Genomic DNA, 19,321 nt, shown 5'->3' on the forward strand with positions numbered 1-19,321 from the left:
GGCCGATGCCGAGGCCAACCGGCAGCTGACCACCCTGGAAGGGTGGCGGAAGTTCGCCGCTGGCCCTCCCCGTCCCCCACCCTGCTGACCCCAACTGAACTGGACCGCCTGTCCCCGGTCGAGCAGACGCCCATGACGAGGATCGGCTCGATCATCACGCCCGGATGCTGTGGTCGCCACCTCGTTCGTCGAGAAGACAGTGGTCTGCGGCCGACGGCTGGTCCTGCTCAACCGGCACGCGATCAGCGCCCGTCGCGGCCTGATGGTCTCGGGGCTGCCGGGCACGGGCAAGACCAGTGCTCTCACCCAGCTCGGGCTCGCTCACGAACTCCTCGACCGGGCCCGCCACCCAGACGTCGCCGACCGCATCCCGGTGCTCTACATCACCGTCCCACCCGCGGCGACCGCACGCATGATCGCGGCCGAATTCGCACGCTTTTTGGGTCTGCCAGTCCGGGCCAGATGGGGCGGGTCATCCTCGTGTGTTCCAGACGAGGGGGGCCTTGCGAATCCAGGTGTCCTTCTCCAGCGTCTCGAGGAGGAAGCGGGCGAGGTCGGCGCGGTTGATCCGTGACCCCGGCTTCTCGGTGCCGGCCACGGCGGCGCGCGGAGGGCCGCTCATCGGCTTGTCGGTGAGGGCGACGGCACGGGCCAGGGTCCAGTCGATGCCGGACGAGGCGCGGACGACCTGGTCGACGCCGGTGTGGTCCTCGAAGCCCGCCTTGATGTTCGACAGCTTGATGAACGCCTTGACCACCGGGTTGAGCCGGGCCCAGTCGTCGCCCGCGCCCTGCGTAGACGTCAGCACGATGCGGCGGATGCCCTGTTCGCCCATGACGGTGAGCGTGCGGCGGGCGGCGTCGGTCATGAACATCGGCGGGCTGACCGGCTTGGCCCAGGGGTTGTCGGAGGCGCGGGCGTTGTTCAGCACGCTGATCACCGCCTCGGTGCCTTCGGCGGCCCGGCGGATGTCGTCGATGTTCGCGGGGGTGCCCTGGATCAGCTCGACACCGACCGGTGCCTGCACCTTGTCGGGGTTGCGGACGAGGGCGCGGACGCGGTGGCCGCGCTGGGCCGCGTGCTCCAGGACGTGGGCGCCGGTGCGGCCGCTGCCGCCGAGGATCAGGAGGCTACTCATGGTGATCAAACGCCTTTCGGGCAGTTCAGGGGTGGATCAGGCGGCCGGCCGGCCGGTCAGGGCAGAGCCCAGGCGGCGGGCCTCGTCGTGCGCCTTCGTCATGGACGCCTCGTGCATCGGCAGCAGCGGGGCCATCATCGGCACGTACGGGGCCATGGTCAGGTCGGGCAGGACCGTCGTCAGGTCGAGGCCGAGGTTGGTCGGGTGGCCCAGGACGGTTTCCAGCGTCGGCACCAGGTGGTCCATGCCGTGCTTGGGGGCGCCGGGGCCGTAGCCGCCGCCGCGTGCGGAGATCACCGTGGCGGGGCGACCGAGGGTGGGAGGGGGTCCGTCGAAGCTCAGGGTGCGCCCGGCGACCATGATCTGGTCCAGCCATGCCTTGAACACGGACGGCATCGTGAGGTTGTACATCGGCACGGTGAACAGGTAGGCGTCGGCGCCGAGGAATTCCTCGATCAGCTCGTCCTGGACCGCCGCGGCCTTCGCCTGCTCCGGGGTGTGCTCGGCGGGGTCGGTGGTGCGGGCGGTGATGCCCGCCGCGCTGAGGTGCGGGGCGGGGGAGACGGCCAGGTCGCGGTGGACGACCGCACCCTTCCACTCGTCACGGAAGGACCGGGCGACCTGACGGGAGACGGATGCCTCGCCGAGCGAGGAGGCGTCGATGTGCAGCAGGTAGGACATGAAGAATTCGGCCTTTCAAGTCGATCAAGGGTGGGTCGGGGAGTGACCGGTGGAGGTCAGCTGCGGGCCGGTACGGCGCAGCCGTCGGGGCCGCAGACCGGAGCGTCGCCGTCGGTGCCGAGGGTGAGCGGGTGGGACTCGTCCCAGGCCGTGCGCAGCACGTCGAGAAGGCCGTCGCTGTCCTGGGCCCCTGCGATGCCGTACTTGCCGTCGACGACGATGAAGGGCGCGCCGGTGGCGCCCAGGCGCTGGGCGCGGGCGGCATCGTCGCGGACCTGCCGCCGGTAGCGGTGCTCGGTGAGCGCCCGGCGGGTGCCCTCGTGGTCCAGAGCGATCTCCTGGCCCAGGTCGAGCAGGTCGTCCATGCTGAAGACGGGGCGGGCCTGGCCGAAGTAGGCGCGGAAGATCGCGTCCCAGGCTTCGCGGTTCCTGCCCTCGGCGGAGGCGTGGGCGAGGAACTCGTGCGCCAGGTCCGTGTTGCCGACCAGGTTGTCCAGCACCCTGTAGGGGCGGAGTCCCTCGGCCTCGGCCAGCGCCTCGATCCGACGCGTGGATGCCTCGGCCCGGGAGCCGCCCATGCCGTGCCGGCGCAGCAGCGCGTCACGGACGCTGAACGTCTCACCCAGGGGGAAGGAGCTGCTCAGCGGGAACGAGTGGTGGACGACCTCCACCTCATTGCCGTGCTCGAACCGCTCCACAGCCCGGTCCAGACGGTGGCTGCCCAGTCCGCACCAGGGGCAGGTGACCTCGGCCCAGATCTCGATCTTCATGACGCGCGCCTCCGATGCCTGCGCTTGATTCCTACTTTTTGTTCGTAGCGCCATGATGGGCCAGTATGGAGGTCGATACAAAAGGCACATCGGTGTTCGTGCCGGAGAGGAATGTGCGTCATGGAGGTCACCGGCAGTTCGGGCGGCGCGGCGGCGGTGGGGCCCTGTGCCCGCATCCCCGCCGAGCACATGGAGTTCATCCGGCAGGTCCTCGACCGCGTCGGCGACAAGTGGAGCCTGCTGCTCATCGCGGTGGTGGAGGCCGGCCCGCTGCGCTACACCGACCTGCAGCGCCAGGTCCCGGGAATCTCCCAGCGGATGCTCACCCTCACGCTCCGCCAGCTCCGGGAGGACGGTCTGATCACCCGCACCGCCTACGCGGAGGTGCCACCGCGCGTCGAGTACTCCCTCACCCCGTTGGGGCGCGGCCTCCACGAGATCGTGACATCCCTGATCGGCTGGGCCGCCGACCACCACGACGAGATCCGCGCGCACCGGGCCCGCGCTGCGGCACCAGCAGCCCGGTCCTGACCGCAGGATCAGCGATCGGCTGTCGGCGCCGGGTGCAGCGCGGATGCCCGACGCATCGGCGAGGAGACATCAGGCAAGGCGGCAGGGCTTGCGCGGCGTGTCGGTGTGACGCCTTGCCCGGCAACGGTGCCGGTGGGTGAAGATCCGGCTTCGGTGACGTACGTACGGATCAAGCGGGCGCGTTGCGCGAAGGCGGGCAGGAACTTACGCGTTCGCGTCGCGGAGCGTGCGCAGGATTCGCTCAAGGTGGCGGCGGTCCTCGGCCGAGAGTGGTCCGGCGACGTGGTTGCGCAGGTGGGAGACGTGGGCGGTCAGTGCGTGGTCGAGCGCCTGACCGCCCTTGTCGGTCAGTACGGCGAGTGCGGCTCGTCGGTCGGCAGGATCGGGGTCTCGGCGGATGAGTCCTTCCTTTTCCATGCGGTCGGCGAGCCGGGTGAAGCCGCCCGAGCTGAAGGACACGGCCTCTGCCAGGTCCGTCATGCGGAGCTGGTGGCCGGGGGTGCGGCCCAGTCGCAGCAGCACTTCGAACCAGGTCTGCGGTATATCGAGATCGCGGTTCACCAGGGGCTTGATGCGGCTGTAGGCCTCCACGAAGAGACCGAAGAGTGTCACGTCGTCGTCGTTCAGCAGTTGCTCGTTCACTCCTCAAGGATGACAGAAGGGCATGAGCGGAAGAATCTGCCGTTGCAATATCTGTTGCAGCAGATATATTGTCTGCGACGGCAGATACTTCGCCGTGTCCACCCCACAGATGTGGAGTCCGCCCCATGGGAAAGCGCGTCCTGGCCGCCTTCGGCGTCGTAGCTCCCATGGACGGCGTCCTCGCGTCCGGCCTGTCTGCGGCGCCCACTTCGGCGGACGCCGCCACCTCCTCCTCCACCGCCGAACGGACCGGCTCAAGCAAGGAGGCCCAGTTGTGGGCGCCATACCGGCAGGCCGTGGCCGAAGGCGGCCGGCTCGTCGTCCTTACCGGTGGTGACAGGTCCGGGCAGGACGACTACCTCAAGAACGCGTTCGCGAAGACGTTCCCCAAGACGAAGGTCGACATCGTCGTCGACTTCAGCAAGAACCATGACGCCCGCGTCGACCATCAGGCCGCCGAGCACCACGTGATCGCCGACGTCGTCCACCTGCAGACCCTCGACGACTTCCTGCGCCGGAAGAAGGAAGGGTCACTGGAGAACTGCACACCGGTCGGCTGGAACACGGTCCACCCGCAGATCAAGGAGCTCACCGACACTTGCCGCTGGGTGGCCTGGCCGCAGACCGGCGTCTCTCCTCAAGAACGCTCCATACCAGGCCGCCGTCAAGCTGTACCTGAGCCGGCTGCTGTCCAGGGACGCGCAGGTGCACGCAATCGCGCTCGCCCGGACGTCGCCCCGCCCGCCGGCCGCAAGGGCATCTTCGACCACGCCACCATGAACCCGCTCGGCCTCGGCCAGTTCATGAGCGACCGCGCTGCCCTCGACCGTTACGAGGCCCGCCTCGGCCTCTGCATCGGCCATGTGCACGGCGCCAACTTGTCCGACCCGACGTCCTCAGACGCCACCCGATCGACCAGCGGGGCATCCAAGGCCGAACCCCTGCTCGACACGGGCTGCCCACCTCGATCCGGTTCACGTCGTACACCTCGCCGCGAGGCGATTCCCCCGACCCTCACCCTTCACCCGAGGAAGCACGCATGAGCACTCTCTCCTTCAAAGTCCTCGACCTCGACTTCCCGGCCGGCAGCAAGAACAAGACGGCCACCCTCGTCACCGGTGAGAGCGAGGCGCTGCTGGTGGACGCCGCGTTCACCCGGGCCGACGGCCACCGCCTGGCCGCCGAGATCCTCGACTCCGGCAAGACCCTCACCACCGTCTTCGTCTCCCACGGCGACCCCGACTTCTACTTCGGCGCCGAGGCGATCGCCGATGCCTTCCCCGAGGCGAAGTTCGTCGCCACCCCGATCGTCATCGAGCACATCGCCCACTCCTACGAGGGCAAGCTCAAGGCCTGGGCCGCGCTCGGCCCGAACCTCCCCACCCGCCTGGTCGACCTGGAGCCGCTGACCGGCGACCTCACCCTGGAGGGCCACCGCTTCGAGCTCAAGGGCGGCCCGGCCGGCCTGCCCGACCGCCACTACCTCTGGCAGGCCGAGCACCGCGCCCTGCTCGGCGGGGTCCTGCTCTTCCAGCAGGAGCACGTCTGGGTCGCCGACACCCCCACCCCCGACGACCGCGCCGCCTGGATCGACCTGCTCGACGAGATGGCCGCCCTCGACCCGGTACTGGTCGTCCCCGGCCACCGCCTCCCCGGCACCGCGGCCGACGCCTCCGCCATCACCGCCACCCGCGACTACCTGATCGCCTTCGAGGAGGAACTCGGCAAGGCCGCCGACGGTGCCGCGCTGAACGAAGCCCTGGTCAAGCGCTTCCCGGACAACGGCATGCTGATCGCCGCCCAGATCGGCTCGAAGGTCGCCAAGGGCGAGATGAAGTGGGGCTGACCATGAGCGAGTTCGCCACCTCGACCGCGCCCGCCGACGTCGTCCGCCGCCAGTACCTGGCCTCGGCCGCCGGCGACCTGGACGCCCTGCGTGCCACCCTCGCCCCGGACGTGGAGTGGACGGAGATGGCCGGCTTCCCGCTGGCCGGGACCTATCGCACGCCCGAGGGCGTCACCTCGAACGTCATGGAGAAGCTCGGCCAGGACTGGGACGGCTGGGCCGCCCACGACGACACCTACGTCGTCGACGGCGAGAACGTCGTCGTCCTCGCCCGCTACACCGCCGTCAACAAGGCCACGAGCAAGCCGATCGACGTCCGCGTCGCTCACCACTTTGTCGTACGCGGCGGCCTGATCGTCCGCTTCGAGCAGTTCGTGGACACGGCGCTCGTCCGCGACGCCATGACCGACTGAGCCGTACCGCACCCATCCCTCCCCAGGCAGGAGACACGTATGTCCGCCGCTGACAACAAGGCGCTCGTGATCGCCTTCTACGAGCAGGCCTTCAACGACTACCAGCCCGAGGCGGCCGCCGCCGCGCACCTCGGTGAGCGCTACACCCAGCACAACCCCGAGGCGCAGGACGGCCCGCAGGCCTTCGTCGGCTATGTGCACTGGCTGCGCGGGCAGTTCCCCGACCTGCGCCTGGACATCAAGCGGGCCGTCGCCGAAGGCGATTTGGTGGTCACCCACAGCAATCTGCACCTCAAGCCGGGCGACCGGGGCATGGCCGTCGCGGACTTCTGGCGCGTCGTCGACGGGAAGATCGTCGAGCACTGGGACGTGATCCAGGAAGTGCCGGAGAAGAGCGCCAACGACAACACCATGTTCTGACGTCCGTCCGGCAGAGCACATCACTCGCGCACCGCGCGGGTGATGTGCTGCTCCACCGCCCTACCAAAGCGGATTTCAACCGAATGGTCGGACTCAGGTTCCACCTTCTTGAGCGCGCCTTCCATCCCCTGGATGACGCGCAACCGGGTTCGCCCGCATGCGAATGAGTACCGCCCCCGGCGCGATCCCTGTCCCCCCACCCCCGTAAAGGAAGGTTTCACCGGTATGTCCATCCTCCCCAGCAGGCGACGTATCCTCGCGACAGGTGCTGGTGCCGCTCTCGGCGCCGGAGTGTTCGGCGCCTCAACGGCCTCCGCCTCCGCCTCGGCCTCGGCCTCGGCGTCCTCGCACGCGGCCGGCCCCGAGGAGACCCGCTCGCTCGACGAGCTCTACCAAGCCGCCCTCGCGGAGGGCGGAAAGCTAGTGATCTACGCGGGCGGTGACATCTCCACGCAGGCGGACGGCCTGCGTACCGGCTTCAAGAACCGCTTTCCCGGCATCGATCTGACGGTTGTCGTCGACTACAGCAAGTACCACGACGTCCGGGTGGACAACCAGTTCGCCACCGACACCCTCATACCCGATGTCGTACAGCTGCAGACCGTCCAGGACTTCGTGCGCTGGAAGGAGCAAGGGCGTCTGCTCGCTTACAAGCCGGCCGGATTCTCGAAGGTGTACGCCCCCTTCAAGGACTCGCATGGCGCCTGGGTCGCCGTGCAGGTGAGTGCCTTCAGCTTCATGTACGGTCCGGCGGCGGTCGGTTCGGACGTGCCCACGAGCCCGCTCGACCTCGTCGACGCCAAGTGGAAGGGGCGGATCGCCTCCTCCTATCCGCACGACGACGACGCGGTCCTCTACCTCTACACGCTCTATGTGCAGAAGTACGGATGGGACTGGCTGGCACGACTGGCCGCCCAGGACCCGCAGTTCGCCCGCGGCAGCTTCAGTCCCAGGGAGGCCGTCACCAATGGACAGAAGGCCATCGGCATCGGTGGCTCCGGCGCGCCCCTGGCCTCCGGGCCCGTCAAGTGGGTGCTCCCCGACGGGGCGACGCCGTTCATGTCCTGGGGGCAGCGGGCCGCGATCCTGAAGCAGGCCAAGAACTCCACCGCTGCCAAGCTCTACCTCAACTGGCGGTTGTCCACCGGAGAACAGCAGGCCGCCACCAACGGCTGGTCGGTCCGCACGGACGTCACTCCGCCCACGGGCCTGAAGCCCGTCTGGCAGTACCCGAACGGGAACCTCGACGGGTTCCCCCGCTTCATGGCCGACCGCGCCGCGATCGAGCGCTGGAAGCAGACGTTCGCTCTCTACTTCGGAGAGGTCGAGGGAGACCCGACGCCGGGCTCGCTCGGACTGCATCCGGGCGCCTGACCGCCGACCGGCGCCGCCGGCCCCGCACTCCCCGCGCGATGGGCCGACGGCCCGGCAGTTCCTGGCCGTCATACAGACGACGGACAGAATCAGCGACTCCGGCCCTGTCGGTGCTCCTGCCCAGCACTCCAGTCGGGTCTCATGATCTATCCGGTGAGTTGGTCGGCGGATCGTCGCTGGTAGTGACAGCGTCGGGCTGCGGCCTGGTGGTCTCTGCGCCGGTTGGACCAGTGCGGCAGCCTGGCTGTGGAGGTGACCGGAGTGGTGAGGACGGCGGCGAGAAGGTGGCGGATCTCCGGGACGGTCGGTGGGACGGGTGTATCGGTGCGGCATGGCGAGTGTGATGTGGCGGTGCCGTGAGGTCCAGTGTCTGACCTGGTAGTGGTCGAGTCCGGCCTGGCTCTTGGCGGCCTGTTGGCGTTCCTCGACGCTGCTGCGGATGCCCCGGCCGGACCTGACCGGCCTGTTCGGCCAGCCGCCGACAGTTCTCCGCTCGGCGGCCGGACAGCAGTCCCAGCACATAGGCGCGGGCGGTCGCCCAGGGGCGGCCCGCCCGAACCGACCCGCGAGGTGGGCCATCACCTGGTCGAACATCGCCCGCCAGCGGGCAGGGTCTACGCCATGGCCCGCGGCCACCGCACGATCTCCAGGAGTCCACAACCCCCGATGATCACGCGGTGGCCGTACCCGTTCCCGACCGGAGCCACCGCAAGATCGCGAAGTCGGACTGGAGTACTCACGTCGTCACGCGAGCCACCACGGCAATCGCGGGCTTCCATGGGGGCCCTTTGCATGATCATGCGTCATCATGCATACTCTTCCTATGTCCAAGGTCCTCACCTCCCTGCCCACCGGCGAGCGCGTCGGCATCGCCTTCTCCGGCGGTCTCGACACCTCGGTCGCGGTCGCCTGGATGCGCGACAAGGGCGCCGTCCCGTGCACCTACACCGCCGACATCGGCCAGTACGACGAACCCGACATCGCCTCGGTGCCCGGCCGCGCCAAGACCTACGGCGCCGAGGTCGCGCGCCTGGTCGACTGCCGGGCGGCACTGGTCGAGGAGGGGCTGGCCGCGCTGACGTGCGGCGCGTTCCACATCCGTTCGGGCGGACGCGCCTACTTCAACACCACGCCGCTCGGCCGCGCCGTCACCGGCACGCTGCTGGTGCGGGCGATGCTGGAGGACAACGTCCAGATCTGGGGCGACGGCTCGACCTTCAAGGGCAACGACATCGAGCGGTTCTACCGCTACGGCCTGCTCGCCAACCCGAACCTGCGGATCTACAAGCCGTGGCTCGACGCGAAGTTCGTCACCGAGCTCGGCGGCCGCAAGGAGATGTCGGAGTGGCTGGTCGCCCACGACCTGCCGTACCGGGACTCGACGGAGAAGGCGTACTCCACCGACGCCAACATCTGGGGCGCCACCCACGAGGCCAAGACCCTGGAGCACCTGGACACCGGCATCGAGACCGTCGAGCCCATCATGGGCGTCCGGTTCTGGGACCCGTCGGTCGAGATCGCCCCCGAGGACGTGACGATCGGCTTCGAGCAGGGGCGCCCGGTGACGATCAACGGCAAGGAGTTCGCTTCCGCCGTCGACCTGGTGATGGAGGCGAACGCCATCGGCGGCCGCCACGGCCTGGGCATGTCCGACCAGATCGAGAACCGGATCATCGAGGCCAAGAGCCGCGGCATCTACGAGGCCCCGGGCATGGCCCTGCTGCACGCGGCCTACGAGCGCCTCGTGAACGCCATCCACAACGAGGACACCCTCGCCCAGTACCACAACGAGGGCCGGCGCCTCGGTCGCCTCATGTACGAGGGCCGCTGGCTGGACCCGCAGGCGCTGATGATCCGCGAGTCGCTGCAGCGCTGGGTCGGCGCGGCCATCACCGGCGAGGTCACCCTCCGCCTGCGGCGCGGCGAGGACTACTCGATCCTCGACACGACGGGCCCGGCGTTCTCGTACCACCCGGACAAGCTGTCCATGGAGCGCACCGAGGACTCGGCGTTCGGCCCGGTGGACCGGATCGGCCAGCTCACCATGCGCAACCTCGACATCGCCGACTCCCGCGCCAAGCTGGAGCAGTACGCGGGCCTCGGCCTGATCGGCACCGGCAGCCCCACCATCGGCGCCTCCCAGGCCGCCGCCACGGGCCTGATCGGCACCATGCCGGAGCTCCCCGAGGGCGGCGCCGAGGCCATCGCCTCCCGCGGCGAGGTCTCGGAGGAGGACGCGCTGCTGGACCGCGCCGCGATGGAGTCCGGCACGGACTGAGCACCACGAGGGCATGGACCACCGGAAGGGGCCGACTCGACGCTGTGGGCGTCGAGTCGGCCGCTTTCGTCCTGGCCCAGTGCCGGCCGCCCCGCGCGGTTAGGCTCACCGGGTGATCATCTGGCCGAACGGAACCTTCGGCACAGGGAAGACGACCACCGCGAGAGTTGGTCGGCCTCGTTCCCAGAGCGACACTCTTCGACCCGGAGCAGGTCGGGCTACATGCTGCAACACGTCGAGAGCTTCCCCCACGTGAGCGACTTCCGGCACTGGCCGCCGTGGCGCCACCTGGTGGTGGAAACCGCCGCGCAACGGAAAAGGCCGGGATCCCGGTCCACCACTTCGTGTTGCACGCCGACCGGGACACCCTCGTCCGGCGCATCGAGAACGACAGCGAGACCAACGCCCGCCGGGGCGACGCCCCGAGCCGGTGGCGGCTCGACCACCTGGCCGCCTACCAGGACGCCCTGCCCTGGCTCGGCCGGGAGGGCAAGGTCGTCGACACCGCCCGGCTGTCCCCTCCACAGGTCGCCCAGCACATCGCCGATGCCGTCTCCGCCGCCTCCGCGTGACGAGGTGCCATCGATCGGCCAAGTCGGGGTACTCGAAGGGGACGTACCGTGACCTCGGAGGGAGGCGATCGTGCCTCTTACGTTTCGTAAGAGTTTTCGGATTCTTCCGGGAGTGCGGCTGAACATCAACCGGCACTCCTGGTCTCTCACCACCGGCGGCCGGCACGGGCCGCGACACACCCACAGCAGCACAGGACGTCATACGACATCGACGGATTTGCCCGGACCTTTCGGGTGGCGTCGTACCCGTACGACCAGGCGGCGTTGACGAGCCGTCACCCGAATGGCCCCCTTGGGATGTACCATCTCATATCTGAGATAACCTCAACCTCATGGCAGACGACTACCTCGTACGCATCGGCAAGCTCATCCGTGACGCCCGGCAACACCGTGGCTGGACACAGACGCAGCTCGCCGAGGCGCTCGGCACCTCCCAGAGCGCCGTGAATCGCATCGAGCGCGGCAACCAGAACATCAGCCTTGAGATGATCGCCCGTATCGGCGAGGCCCTGGACAGCGAGATCGTGTCTCTCGGGTACGCCGGTCCGATGCATCTGAGGGTCGTCGGCGGACGCCGGCTGTCCGGTTCCATCGACGTCAAGACCAGCAAGAACGCCTGCGTGGCCCTGCTGTGCGCCTCGCTGCTCAACAAGGGGCGCACGGTGCTGCGCCGGGTCGCCCGCATCGAGGAGGTCTACCGCCTGCTCGAGGTGCTCAACTCCATCGGCGTACGCACCCGTTGGATCAACGACGGCACCGACCTGGAGATCGTGCCGCCGGCCGAGCTGAACATGGCGGCGATCGACGCCGAGGCGGCCGTACGGACACGGTCCATCATCATGTTCCTCGGCCCGCTGCTGCACCGTATGGACCGCTTCAAGTTGCCCTACGCGGGCGGCTGTGACCTCGGCACGCGGACCATCGAGCCGCACATGATCGCGCTGCGCCGGTTCGGGCTGGACGTCGCGGCGACGGAGGGCCAGTACCACGCCACGGTCGACCGGTCCGTCCGCGCCGACCGTCCGATCGTGCTGACCGAGCGCGGCGACACGGTGACCGAGAACGCGCTGCTGGCCGCCGCGCGGCACGACGGCGTCACGGTCATCCGCAACGCCTCCTCCAACTACATGGTCCAGGACCTGAGTTTCTTCCTGGAGGCGCTCGGCGTCCGCGTCGAGGGCATCGGCACCACCACCCTCACCGTGCACGGTGTGCCGACCATCGACGTCGACGTCGACTACTCGCCGTCCGAGGACCCGGTGGAGGCGATGAGCCTGCTGGCCGCCGCTGTCGTCACCGAGTCGGAGCTGACGGTGTGCCGGGTGCCGATCGAGTTCCTGGAGATCGAGCTGGCGGTCCTGGAGGAGATGGGGCTCGACCACGACCGTACGCCCGAGTACTTCGCGGACAACGGCCGTACGCGACTGGTGGACCTCACCGTCCGGCCCTCCAAGCTGGAGGCACCGATCGACAAGATCCACCCGATGCCGTTCCCGGGCCTGAACATCGACAACGTCCCGTTCTTCGCGGCCATCGCCGCCGTCGCCTCCGGCAAGACCCTCATCCACGACTGGGTCTACGACAACCGCGCGATCTACCTGACCGACCTCAACCGCCTCGGCGGCCGGCTCCAGCTCCTGGACCCCCACCGCGTCCTGGTCGAGGGCCCCACCCGCTGGCGCGCCGCCGAGATGATGTGCCCGCCCGCCCTGCGGCCGGCCGTGGTCGTCCTGCTGGCGATGATGGCGGCGGAGGGGACGTCCGTCCTGCGGAACGTGTATGTCATCAACCGGGGTTACGAGGACCTCGCCGAGCGGCTGAACTCGATCGGGGCGCAGATCGAGATCTTCCGGGACATCTGATACGACGGTGCCGCCGCACCCGGTCCAGCCTGCTGCTCAGCGGGTACGGGAAGGGCGCGGCGGCCGAACGTCACCGTGGCGGCCGCCGGGGCGCGGGGCGACGATGCCGACGCGACCGCGAGCTTCCTCGCCTGCGGCATGCTCGGCGACACTCTTGCGGCTATGGGGCTGCCCCGAACGCGGGGCGGTAGGAAGCGTTCCGGAGGGACGGATCGTCAGCGCACGCCCGCCGCGTCGAGCAGGGTGATCACCGTGGGCGCGATGAGTCCCGCCAATCGGTCCGCGCCGATGCCCGCGCGGGCGCTGCCACCGTCGAAGACCAGACTGAGCTGCCGGGCCAGCAGACCGGGATCGCTCGCCCCGCCCCGCTCGGCCTCGGCGCGGAAGAAGGCGGTCAGGTTCTCCTTGACCTGATGGGCGACCCGGCTCGCGGGGTGACTCTGGTCCTTGAGCTCGATCTGCGCGGCCAGGAAGGGGCAGCCGTAGAACTCGGGCCCACCCGACTGCGCTTCCACCTGCTCGAAGACGTGCAGAATCCGCTCCCGGGGGGAACGGCCGTCGTCCGCCGCGGGCAGCAGGGCCGACACGTAGGCGGAGGTGCGCCGCTCCAGACTCGCCGCGAGCAGTTCGTCCTTGCTGTCGAACAGCTGGTACATGGAGCGCTTCGAAACTCCCGCCGCCTTGCACAGCGCCTCGACGCCGATGCCTACGCCGTCCCGGTAGGTGAGCGTGGCCGCCGCCTCCAGCAGCCGCTCCCTGGAGCTTGGTTTCGCTTCGGTGGTCATACCGCGAGGTTAACCCAAAGGGAAGTAAATGAAAACCGATCGGTTTCCAGGGTGGAGGGTGGCCTGCGCTATGCCGGGGCCGCCGTCTTCTCGGGCGTCGCCTCAACCGGGATGCGGTGCAGCCCCTTGCGGTCGTACCACCTCAGTACGCCGAAGCCGAACAGTGCGGCGGCCACGAGGGCGGCCGCCATCATGCCCCAGCCCCGGGTCAGACCGGCGTCGCCCTGGGCGTCGTAGTAGAGGATCGAGCGGATGCCCCCGGTGATCTGCCGCAGCGGCTCGAACTCGGCGAGGAAGCGGTAGAAGCCGGGCAGCGCCTCAAGGGGGGTGGTGGCCCCGGCGGTCGGCACCGCCATCCCGATGAAGACCAGCGTGACCACGAGCATGCCGGGCGTGCCGAAGACCGCGAGGAGGCTGAGCGCGCCGATCCCGGCGACCGCGACGGCGCACACCGAGTACAGCCACAGCAGCGGCAGATGAGAGGCGTCCATGCCCATGATGCCGACCGCGCCCATCATGACCACGGTGCCCATCAGCAGGGACAGTCCGGCCATGAGGGTGCTGCCGATGGCGAGGGTCTGCACCCTGGTCGCCCGGATCAGCGGGCGGTGCAGGCGCAGTGGGCCCATGTCGTTGTGGGTGTAGCCGAGGGCGTGGTCGACCTGGCCGCTGATGACGTTGGCGGACAGCATGCCGACGACCACGAGGGTGAGTGCGTAGTAGAACGCCGTCAGCCCCAGGCCGCTGTGCGAGTCGAGGGGGTGGCCGTCCTTCACCGTGACGGCGGCCGGGTCGGCGAGCAGGACGCGTGCCGCGGCGGGCAGCTTCGCCTGCGCGGTGCCGGTCCGGGCGGTCAGCTCCTTGCCCACCTGCAGCGAGGCGTTCTCGGCCGCCTGCGTCGTCGCCGTCCGGGCCAGGCCGGAGCCGAGGCTCCCGGCGGACTGGTTGGTGAGGACCGTCAGCGTGGGGCGGACCGGGGCCCCCGTGGTCGCGGTGCCGGTCAGTGCGATGACGGAGGCGGTGAAGTCGGCGGGCACGACGAGCGCGCCGAACAGCTTGCCCTTGCCGAGTTCCTCCGTCAGCTCCTTCTCGTCCATCACCTTCCAGTCGATCTTGTCTCCGCCCGAGGTGGCCTTCTTGATCGACTCGGTGATCCGCGCCCCCAGGTTGACCCGCCCCACTCCTTCGTCCGCGTTGACCAGGCCGACGGGCAGCTTGGTCAGGTGATCGACCGGATCGATGTTGGCGCCGACATAGAACACGGCGAACAGCAGCGCGAGTACGCCTGTGATGACGCCGTTGGCGATCCACAGAGGTTTGGCGCGCAGGACGCGGAAGGGGGGAATGCCGCTCATGACGCGCGCTTCTCTCGCTCGGTGGACGCGGAACGCTGTGCCGGGGGCTGCCAGCCGCCGGTGACTTCCTTGACGGGCTTGTGGGGGAATCGGCGCCGGGCGTACTCCTGCGCGTGGGAGCCCGGCAGGACGTAGAGCGTCTCCTTCTTGTCCTGGAGCGGGCGCAGCACGGTGTCCATGAACGACTTGCGGTCGTCCAGGTACGGGCCGAGGACGTCCTCGCCGGCGGGGCAGACGGCAAGGCAGTAGCCGGACTTGTAGCCGGGGGGTGAGGACAGGCTCTGCCACATGGAGGCGTTCTCGGAATCCGTGACCCGGGAGCGGTAGTCGGCTGCGTCCTCACTGTCGGCCACGGTCTGCGCCCAGTCGGTGAACCCGCTCATGAATTCGCGGTAGTTGTGCGTGGTGCAGGCCAGCGCGTCGAACGCGCCGTCCTTGGCGATGGCGCCGACCGGGCAGGCCGCGACGCACAACTTGCAGTCGATGCAGGGGTTGTAGTCCAGCGCCTGCCCGTACTCGCTCACCTCCGCGTCCACCAGCACGGTGACCAGCAGGACGAAGCTGCCGAACTTCGGGTGGATGACGTTGCGGTGCAGGCCCATCACGCCGAGCCCGGCGGCCACCGCGACCGTCTTGTGCGCCACCACCCAGATCCGCTCATGAGGGAAGCGGTCCATCTCCTGGGGGAAGCCGACGGACGGATTGAGTGCGCGATATCCGGCGTCCTGGAGTGCCTGGGTGACGCTGCGCGCGGCGTGGTTGGCCTGCTCGTCGGTCTGGTGGAACTCCTGGTTGGCCACGCTGCGGGCCGGGGAGCGGCAGTTGTCGCGGTTCATCCGGACCGCCATCGAGATGAGGGTGCGGGTGCCGGGCAGCGCGGACTGCGCGTACGCGCGCTCGCCGGCCAGGTCGGGGTGGTCCAGGCTCACCGCGGCCGCGTCGTCCGCACCGGCAGCCAGGCACAGCTCGCGCAGCCAGGCCGCGTCGATCACCGCCGGCGGACTTGCCGCGTCGCCGGCTGCGCGCCGGGCGAGTACGGCCTGTACCGACGGGTGGGCGGCCAGCTTCGCCGGAAGCCGGGGAGTCGGGGCCGTCGGGTGCCCCTCGGGGTCGCGCGCGGCAGTCATCCGTGCTCCTGGTGATTCGGGTCGGGATTCACCCGCCTCCACGGCGAGAAACCGATCAGTTTCACCACCGTAAACCGATCGGTTTCCGCACGCAAGCCCGAGTCACCGGCGGAACGCGGACGGGAGCCGTGAACTGTGCGACCTCACCTTCGGGGTGCGGCGACCGCGGACACGGCCGCCGGACCCAGGCGGGCACTCAAGCACTCCGCGGCCACCGGGCTTGCGCTCGGAAACCGATCGGTTTACCTTGATGGAAACCGATCGGTTTCCGATTCTTGTGGAGTCTGTCATGACCGCTTTGAAGGACGCAAACGTCTTCGTCACCGGCGGCAGCCGGGGCATCGGCAAGGCGCTGGTGGAAGAGCTGTACGCGCGCGGTGCCGCCAAGGTCTACGCCACGGCCCGCGACCCGCGCACGGTGACGCACCCCGACGCGGTCCCGGTGGCGCTGGAGGTCACCGACCCGGCCGCCGTGGCGGCGGCCGCCGCACAGGCGCAGGACGTCACCGTGCTGATCAACAACGCGGGCGCCGCGGTCGGCGCCTCCTACCTCGGCTCCCCCGTCGACGACATACGCAAGGAGTTCGAGACCAACTTCTACGGCCCCCTGCTGCTCACCCGCGCCTTCGTACCGGTCATCGAGCGCAACGGCGGCGGCCACATCCTCAACGTGCACTCCGTGCTCTCCTGGCTGGCCCTCGGCGGCTCCTACAGCGCTTCCAAGGCCGCCCTGTGGTCGCAGTCCAACTCCCTGCGCCTGGAGCTTCAGCCCCGCGGCATCGCCGTCACCGGACTGCACGTCGGATACGTCGACACGGACCTGGCGGCGGGCGTCGACGCACCCAAGTCCGACCCTCGTGACGTCGCCGCCCTCGCCCTCGACGGCGTCGAGACGGGCGCGTACGAGGTGCTCGCCGACGACATCACGCGCCAGGTCAAGGCGGGCCTGGCCGGCGACCTGGCCGGGCTGTACGAGCAGTTGGCCAAGTAGGACAGGGAAGACAGAACAGGGAGACGGCGAGATGCCCAGCCAGGAGTCACGTCCCACGATTCACATCCCGGGGACCACCACGCACACCATCGCCCCTCGCGCGGGACGTGTCGGCCGCGAGGGAACGCTGCGCTACCTCAAGGCCGGCAGCGGTGCCCCGCTGGTCCTGCTGCACACCGTGCGCACCCAGGCCGAGCACTTCCGTCTCCTCATCCCGTTGATCGCGGAGCAGTACACCGTGTACGCCCTCGATCTGCCGGGGATGGGCTACTCCGAGATCGTGCCCGGGGCGTCGTACGACGAGCCGGCCATGCGCGCGGGCGTCGAGCGGCTCCTCAACGAACTCGACCTGCACGACGTGACGTTGCTCGGGGAGTCCATGGGGGCGGTGCTCGCCCTGACCGCCGCGGCCGATCTGCCGGAGCGGGTACGGCGCGTGGTCGCGGTGAACGCCTACGACTTCCGCGGCGGGATCGCCCGCTCCAGCCTCCTCGCCCGCGTCGTGGTCAGTGGTGTCCTGGCTCCCGGAGTGGGCCCGGTGATCGCCGGTGTGGAACCAAAGCCCGCCCTCCGCAAGATCCTTCAGGGCGGACTCGGCGACAAAAGCGCGCTGCACGAGGACTACGTGGACGAACTCCTCCAGGTGGGCGGCCGTCCCGGCTACCCGGCCGTCGCCCGGGGCGTGTACCGGAACCTGCCTGGCCTCATCGCGGCCCGCTCGCGTTACCCCGAGGTCAAGGCCCCCGTCCACCTCGTCTACGGGGAGAAGGACTGGTCCCGGCCCTCGGACCGGGCGGCCAACAAGCAGCTGCTGCCGGCCGCCGACTTCACGCAGGTGCCGAGGGCCGGCCACTTCATCGCCCTGGAACGGCCCGACGTACTGGCCGACCTGTTGAACGCGGTGGCGTGACCGCCCAGGACCATGTGGCCGCACCTGAGGAGCGGTCCGAGTGCGGATGAGAGCCCATCTGCCCGGGCGGTCACGCAAAGAACGGCGGGAGCGTCGGCCGGGCTGATCGCCGACGGTGCGCCGCGCCGCGCCGCACGGTCACCGGCCCCGCGGTGAGAGCTTCGCCCCACCGAGCCGCTCGCGCACCCGGTCCGGCCAGGCTGTCGGATCGGCGCCGTGCTGACACAGGAAGGCGAACATCACCCGTTCGAGGCCGAAGCCGACGCAGCCGCTGTGGGCGGTGGCGCCGTCCGCTTCGCGGATGTCGAAGCGCTCGGTGAAGAACGTGTCGTGGAAGTTGAAGGAGGCGGCCGCGATGGTCCGGTCGAGGCCGGTTTTGAGCCTCAGTTCGTACTTCAGCTCCAGGAGGCGCTGGGATACGGTCTTCGCGATCCCGTCCTCGGCGGAGAAGAACGGGTCGTTGGCCACCTCGGCGTGGCCTTCGAGGCCAAGGTCGGTGATGAGCTCGAAGGCCAGGTCCATGAAGCGGCGGCGGGATTCGGTCACGAAGTCGCGGGATCCCATGAACACGATCTCGCGGATCGTGAAGTCCCACAGGCGCTCCAGCGTCGTCGCGTAGCGCGATTCGAAGCGGAAGGACTTCCCCTTGGCGGTCACGACCCGGTCTCCCGAGCCGGGGAGCTGTGTCCCCTCGTGCTGGCTGAAGGTGTGGAAGCACATCGTGGGCGGGAGGCAGTAGTCGACGTTGTCGCAGTCGGCCAGGATGTCGGCCGACACCCGACGGCGCGCGACGTAGGACTCACGGAACGCTCCGTAGGTGCGTGAGTCGCTGTGCAGCCTCGTCACGAACATCAGGAACTGCGGGAAGGACGCGAAGTAGTCGCACTTCTCGAGGACACGGGTGGGTATCAGGGTCGGATACCGGAACTCCACGGCGCCGAACTCCCCGACGACGAGGTCCCGGATCAGGTCGTCCAGGCAGTCCATGAGGGCGAGCAGGTTGCCGCCGATGCCGATCTGGCCCTCGCCGAGCGAGCACACCTCTCCCGCGGCGACCAGGTCGTCGAAGACCTCGGGCCGCGCCGGGCGCCGAACACCCGACTCCCAGATGACCTTCCTCCGGAGCACCCCGTGCGGCAGGACCTCGGATTCGACGACCGCGGCCGCACGCGCCGCGAGCTCATCCACGTCGACCGCGGTGTCGGTCTTCACTTCGATCGACGTGATCAGCCCGTCCCGCTCCACCAGCGCGAAGTCGGAGATCCGTGCGTCCACGAAGTAGACCCGGCGGGCGATCTCCGGTGCGAGCGCCGCCGGCAAGGGCGTCGGCAGGATCAGGTTCGCCTCAGGCATGGCGTACGGCACCGGTCTTCGCCAGCACCAGATCCGCGATCGCCGAGATCGACCGGAAGCGGTCGATGTCCAGGTCTTCGGGCGTCACCGTCACCTGGAACTCCCCCTCGATGAACACGACGAGCTGCATGGCGAAGAGGGAATTGACGATGCCGGCCGCGAAGATGTCCTCCTCGTCGGCCAGGACGTGCTCGCCCATGTGCGGGGCGAGGAAGGTGCGGATGCGGTCGATGACGTCGTTGCGCGACATTCGGGCCTCCTTGCGGGACGGAT

22 protein-coding genes and 1 pseudogene are annotated in these 19,321 nt (G+C 69.3%); 14 read left to right on the top strand and 9 right to left on the bottom strand.

Annotated elements, in window-relative coordinates; genetic code table 11:
• Positions 1–262: 262 nt before the first annotated feature.
• The gene (locus ACIBU0_RS13290) at positions 263–574 is read left to right on the top strand and encodes a hypothetical protein (protein WP_398816918.1); all 312 of its coding nucleotides are present in this window, start codon (positions 263–265) and stop codon (positions 572–574) included.
• Here the strand turns inward: ACIBU0_RS13290 and ACIBU0_RS13295 are convergent.
• Genes ACIBU0_RS13295 through ACIBU0_RS13305 form a run of 3 tightly spaced genes read right to left on the bottom strand, consistent with a single transcriptional unit; the run spans position 473 to position 2,589 of the window.
• Positions 473–1,138, bottom strand: coding sequence for an NAD(P)-dependent oxidoreductase (locus ACIBU0_RS13295; RefSeq protein WP_398816258.1), 666 nt, complete (start codon positions 1,136–1,138; stop codon positions 473–475). The genes ACIBU0_RS13290 and ACIBU0_RS13295 overlap by 102 nt on opposite strands.
• A gap of 36 nt (positions 1,139–1,174) precedes the next feature.
• Complete coding sequence (locus ACIBU0_RS13300) at positions 1,175–1,819, bottom strand: FMN-dependent NADH-azoreductase (RefSeq protein ID WP_398816261.1); 645 nt, start codon at positions 1,817–1,819, stop codon at positions 1,175–1,177.
• 56 nt (positions 1,820–1,875) lie between these two features.
• Positions 1,876–2,589 carry a DsbA family protein gene (locus tag ACIBU0_RS13305; RefSeq protein WP_398816264.1) on the bottom strand — a complete coding sequence of 238 codons (714 nt, stop codon included), beginning with the start codon at positions 2,587–2,589 and terminating at the stop codon, positions 1,876–1,878.
• A 120-nt stretch (positions 2,590–2,709) separates the two neighbouring features.
• Here ACIBU0_RS13305 and ACIBU0_RS13310 point away from each other — a divergent pair, with 120 nt between their 5' ends.
• Positions 2,710–3,120, top strand: a complete 411-nt coding sequence (locus ACIBU0_RS13310) for a helix-turn-helix domain-containing protein (RefSeq protein WP_359152436.1) — start codon at positions 2,710–2,712, stop codon at positions 3,118–3,120.
• A gap of 54 nt (positions 3,121–3,174) precedes the next feature.
• Positions 3,175–3,318, top strand: a pseudogene (locus tag ACIBU0_RS13315) (bifunctional 5,10-methylene-tetrahydrofolate dehydrogenase/5,10-methylene-tetrahydrofolate cyclohydrolase); the annotation flags it as partial.
• Positions 3,319–3,324: 6 nt separating this feature from the next.
• Here ACIBU0_RS13315 and ACIBU0_RS13320 read toward each other — a convergent pair.
• Positions 3,325–3,762 (bottom strand): MarR family winged helix-turn-helix transcriptional regulator, encoded by a 438-nt coding sequence (locus tag ACIBU0_RS13320; RefSeq protein WP_398816267.1) that lies wholly within the window; start codon positions 3,760–3,762, stop codon positions 3,325–3,327.
• A 125-nt stretch (positions 3,763–3,887) separates the two neighbouring features.
• On the opposite strand from ACIBU0_RS13320, the gene ACIBU0_RS13325 reads away from it, so the two are divergent.
• The 9 genes from ACIBU0_RS13325 (at position 3,888) to ACIBU0_RS13365 (ending at position 12,527) form a co-directional block, all read left to right on the top strand.
• The gene (locus ACIBU0_RS13325; protein WP_398816270.1) at positions 3,888–4,805 is read left to right on the top strand and encodes a hypothetical protein; all 918 of its coding nucleotides are present in this window, start codon (positions 3,888–3,890) and stop codon (positions 4,803–4,805) included.
• On the top strand, positions 4,802–5,608 hold the full coding sequence (locus ACIBU0_RS13330; protein ID WP_398816273.1) for an MBL fold metallo-hydrolase: 807 nt from the start codon (positions 4,802–4,804) through the stop codon (positions 5,606–5,608). The genes ACIBU0_RS13325 and ACIBU0_RS13330 overlap by 4 nt, the downstream gene beginning before the upstream one ends.
• Positions 5,609–5,610: 2 nt before the next feature.
• Entirely contained in the window at positions 5,611–6,021 is a 411-nt protein-coding gene (locus tag ACIBU0_RS13335) for a nuclear transport factor 2 family protein (protein WP_355402554.1), read from the top strand.
• A 39-nt stretch (positions 6,022–6,060) separates the two neighbouring features.
• Positions 6,061–6,441, top strand: coding sequence for a nuclear transport factor 2 family protein (locus ACIBU0_RS13340; RefSeq protein ID WP_398816277.1), 381 nt, complete (start codon positions 6,061–6,063; stop codon positions 6,439–6,441).
• A 225-nt stretch (positions 6,442–6,666) separates the two neighbouring features.
• The gene (locus tag ACIBU0_RS13345; RefSeq protein ID WP_398816279.1) at positions 6,667–7,815 is read left to right on the top strand and encodes an ABC transporter substrate-binding protein; all 1,149 of its coding nucleotides are present in this window, start codon (positions 6,667–6,669) and stop codon (positions 7,813–7,815) included.
• A gap of 823 nt (positions 7,816–8,638) precedes the next feature.
• Positions 8,639–10,093, top strand: coding sequence for an argininosuccinate synthase (argG, locus tag ACIBU0_RS13350; protein ID WP_398816920.1), 1,455 nt, complete (start codon positions 8,639–8,641; stop codon positions 10,091–10,093).
• A 344-nt stretch (positions 10,094–10,437) separates the two neighbouring features.
• On the top strand, positions 10,438–10,665 hold the full coding sequence (locus ACIBU0_RS13355) for a hypothetical protein (RefSeq protein WP_398816282.1): 228 nt from the start codon (positions 10,438–10,440) through the stop codon (positions 10,663–10,665).
• A 70-nt stretch (positions 10,666–10,735) separates the two neighbouring features.
• Positions 10,736–10,933, top strand: a complete 198-nt coding sequence (locus ACIBU0_RS13360) for a DUF4236 domain-containing protein (RefSeq protein ID WP_398816285.1) — start codon at positions 10,736–10,738, stop codon at positions 10,931–10,933.
• A gap of 64 nt (positions 10,934–10,997) precedes the next feature.
• Positions 10,998–12,527, top strand: a complete 1,530-nt coding sequence (locus ACIBU0_RS13365; protein ID WP_398816288.1) for a helix-turn-helix domain-containing protein — start codon at positions 10,998–11,000, stop codon at positions 12,525–12,527.
• A gap of 215 nt (positions 12,528–12,742) precedes the next feature.
• Here the strand turns inward: ACIBU0_RS13365 and ACIBU0_RS13370 are convergent, their stop codons facing one another.
• The 3 genes from ACIBU0_RS13370 to ACIBU0_RS13380 form a co-directional block, all read right to left on the bottom strand.
• Positions 12,743–13,312, bottom strand: coding sequence for a TetR/AcrR family transcriptional regulator (locus ACIBU0_RS13370; protein WP_398816290.1), 570 nt, complete (start codon positions 13,310–13,312; stop codon positions 12,743–12,745).
• Between the two features lie 68 nt (positions 13,313–13,380).
• The gene (locus ACIBU0_RS13375; protein WP_398816293.1) at positions 13,381–14,667 is read right to left on the bottom strand and encodes an SNG1 family protein; all 1,287 of its coding nucleotides are present in this window, start codon (positions 14,665–14,667) and stop codon (positions 13,381–13,383) included.
• Positions 14,664–15,794 carry a 4Fe-4S binding protein gene (locus ACIBU0_RS13380; protein WP_398816296.1) on the bottom strand — a complete coding sequence of 377 codons (1,131 nt, stop codon included), beginning with the start codon at positions 15,792–15,794 and terminating at the stop codon, positions 14,664–14,666. Before ACIBU0_RS13380 ends, ACIBU0_RS13375 begins: the two co-directional genes overlap by 4 nt.
• A gap of 289 nt (positions 15,795–16,083) precedes the next feature.
• Here ACIBU0_RS13380 and ACIBU0_RS13385 point away from each other — a divergent pair, with 289 nt between their 5' ends.
• Both ACIBU0_RS13385 and ACIBU0_RS13390 read left to right on the top strand, forming a co-directional pair.
• Complete coding sequence (locus ACIBU0_RS13385; RefSeq protein ID WP_398816298.1) at positions 16,084–16,785, top strand: SDR family oxidoreductase; 702 nt, start codon at positions 16,084–16,086, stop codon at positions 16,783–16,785.
• Positions 16,786–16,816: 31 nt separating this feature from the next.
• Positions 16,817–17,695, top strand: coding sequence for an alpha/beta fold hydrolase (locus ACIBU0_RS13390; RefSeq protein WP_398816301.1), 879 nt, complete (start codon positions 16,817–16,819; stop codon positions 17,693–17,695).
• A gap of 138 nt (positions 17,696–17,833) precedes the next feature.
• Here ACIBU0_RS13390 and ACIBU0_RS13395 read toward each other — a convergent pair whose 3' ends face one another.
• Together ACIBU0_RS13395 and ACIBU0_RS13400 are read right to left on the bottom strand one after the other, a co-directional pair.
• On the bottom strand, positions 17,834–19,048 hold the full coding sequence (locus tag ACIBU0_RS13395) for a hypothetical protein (RefSeq protein WP_398816304.1): 1,215 nt from the start codon (positions 19,046–19,048) through the stop codon (positions 17,834–17,836).
• Positions 19,041–19,298, bottom strand: a complete 258-nt coding sequence (locus ACIBU0_RS13400) for an acyl carrier protein (RefSeq protein ID WP_398816307.1) — start codon at positions 19,296–19,298, stop codon at positions 19,041–19,043. Before ACIBU0_RS13400 ends, ACIBU0_RS13395 begins: the two co-directional genes overlap by 8 nt.
• Positions 19,299–19,321 lie beyond the last annotated feature (23 nt).

The organism is Streptomyces sp. NPDC049627 (assembly GCF_044465645.1).
In the GTDB taxonomy this organism is placed as follows: Bacteria; Actinomycetota; Actinomycetes; order Streptomycetales; family Streptomycetaceae; genus Streptomyces.

Coding starts and splice junctions, on each gene's coding strand:
- ACIBU0_RS13290 (WP_398816918.1), top strand. CDS start 263: ATGGTCTCGGGGCTGCCGGGCACGGGCAAGACCAGTGCTCTCACCCAG.
- ACIBU0_RS13295 (WP_398816258.1), bottom strand. CDS start 1,138: ATGAGTAGCCTCCTGATCCTCGGCGGCAGCGGCCGCACCGGCGCCCAC.
- ACIBU0_RS13300 (WP_398816261.1), bottom strand. CDS start 1,819: ATGTCCTACCTGCTGCACATCGACGCCTCCTCGCTCGGCGAGGCATCC.
- ACIBU0_RS13305 (WP_398816264.1), bottom strand. CDS start 2,589: ATGAAGATCGAGATCTGGGCCGAGGTCACCTGCCCCTGGTGCGGACTG.
- ACIBU0_RS13310 (WP_359152436.1), top strand. CDS start 2,710: ATGGAGGTCACCGGCAGTTCGGGCGGCGCGGCGGCGGTGGGGCCCTGT.
- ACIBU0_RS13325 (WP_398816270.1), top strand. CDS start 3,888: ATGGGAAAGCGCGTCCTGGCCGCCTTCGGCGTCGTAGCTCCCATGGAC.
- ACIBU0_RS13330 (WP_398816273.1), top strand. CDS start 4,802: ATGAGCACTCTCTCCTTCAAAGTCCTCGACCTCGACTTCCCGGCCGGC.
- ACIBU0_RS13335 (WP_355402554.1), top strand. CDS start 5,611: ATGAGCGAGTTCGCCACCTCGACCGCGCCCGCCGACGTCGTCCGCCGC.
- ACIBU0_RS13340 (WP_398816277.1), top strand. CDS start 6,061: ATGTCCGCCGCTGACAACAAGGCGCTCGTGATCGCCTTCTACGAGCAG.
- ACIBU0_RS13345 (WP_398816279.1), top strand. CDS start 6,667: ATGTCCATCCTCCCCAGCAGGCGACGTATCCTCGCGACAGGTGCTGGT.
- argG (WP_398816920.1), top strand. CDS start 8,639: ATGTCCAAGGTCCTCACCTCCCTGCCCACCGGCGAGCGCGTCGGCATC.
- ACIBU0_RS13365 (WP_398816288.1), top strand. CDS start 10,998: ATGGCAGACGACTACCTCGTACGCATCGGCAAGCTCATCCGTGACGCC.
- ACIBU0_RS13370 (WP_398816290.1), bottom strand. CDS start 13,312: ATGACCACCGAAGCGAAACCAAGCTCCAGGGAGCGGCTGCTGGAGGCG.
- ACIBU0_RS13375 (WP_398816293.1), bottom strand. CDS start 14,667: ATGAGCGGCATTCCCCCCTTCCGCGTCCTGCGCGCCAAACCTCTGTGG.
- ACIBU0_RS13380 (WP_398816296.1), bottom strand. CDS start 15,794: ATGACTGCCGCGCGCGACCCCGAGGGGCACCCGACGGCCCCGACTCCC.
- ACIBU0_RS13385 (WP_398816298.1), top strand. CDS start 16,084: ATGACCGCTTTGAAGGACGCAAACGTCTTCGTCACCGGCGGCAGCCGG.
- ACIBU0_RS13390 (WP_398816301.1), top strand. CDS start 16,817: ATGCCCAGCCAGGAGTCACGTCCCACGATTCACATCCCGGGGACCACC.
- ACIBU0_RS13395 (WP_398816304.1), bottom strand. CDS start 19,048: ATGCCTGAGGCGAACCTGATCCTGCCGACGCCCTTGCCGGCGGCGCTC.
- ACIBU0_RS13400 (WP_398816307.1), bottom strand. CDS start 19,298: ATGTCGCGCAACGACGTCATCGACCGCATCCGCACCTTCCTCGCCCCG.